This window comes from Pseudomonas sp. 05N434 (assembly GCF_056396965.1).
Genome location: NZ_JBFTMK010000961.1, coordinates 1 through 867 on the forward strand (window position 1 = coordinate 1; position 867 = coordinate 867).

The following is an 867-nucleotide window of genomic DNA, read 5'->3' on the forward strand; positions in this document are numbered from 1 at the left end:
GTGCAATGGCACCCGGAATGGCAGGTGCTTTCGAATCCCCCTTACTTGAGTATTTTCCAGGCGTTTGGCGAGGCGTGCCGACAACGGGCGGCGCTGCGCAATACGCGCTGACTTCAGACATTACCAATCGATTGACTGCCCCCGTGAGTCTGGCGGGCGTGCCTTTGCGCGCCGGTGGCTCACGTAATAGATGAACCGCAATAACAACAAGTACGACCAGGCAGCCAGGACGGCGGTGCCGAATAAGCCCGAGCGGTAAGCGTTGAATTCAATGGCATCGCCCGGCCCGGGTTTGCAATCCACTCTTAAGTCAGGCCGTGTTGGCCCGACGACTGAAACCTGTTGGGAGTTTCATATGGCAAACGCCTCCAGCATCTACAGGAAGGCTCTTGATAGTCACCAGGCACCGAAAAAGGTGCTGGTGAAAGTCGACCGCGTCACCAAGAAATTCGACGAAACCACCGCCGTGGACGATGTGTCCCTGGAAATCCATCAAGGCGAAATCTTCGCCTTGCTCGGTGGTTCCGGCTCGGGCAAATCGACGCTGCTGCGCATGCTCGCCGGCTTCGAGCGCCCGACCGAAGGGCGGATTCTGCTCGACGGTGTCGACATCACTGACATGCCGCCCTACGAACGGCCGATCAACATGATGTTCCAGTCCTATGCGCTGTTCCCGCACATGACGGTGGCGCAGAACATCGCCTTCGGCCTCAAGCAGGACCGTTTGCCCGCCAGCGAAATCGACGCCCGTGTCGAAGAAATGCTGCGCCTGGTGCACATGACCCAATACGCCAAACGCAAGCCGCATCAGTTGTCCGGCGGTCAGCGTCAGCGTGTGGCACTGGCGCGTTCGTTGGCCAAGCGCTG

1 protein-coding gene and 1 pseudogene are annotated in these 867 nt (G+C 59.3%); both read left to right on the top strand.

From position 1 onward, the window contains the following. Positions 1–111: pseudogene (locus AC1DLB_RS31065) on the top strand (gamma-glutamyl-gamma-aminobutyrate hydrolase family protein); the annotation flags it as partial. Between the two features lie 244 nt (positions 112–355). After that, a partial coding sequence (locus AC1DLB_RS31070; protein WP_477786412.1) for an ABC transporter ATP-binding protein occupies positions 356–867 on the top strand: 512 nt, incomplete at its 3' end.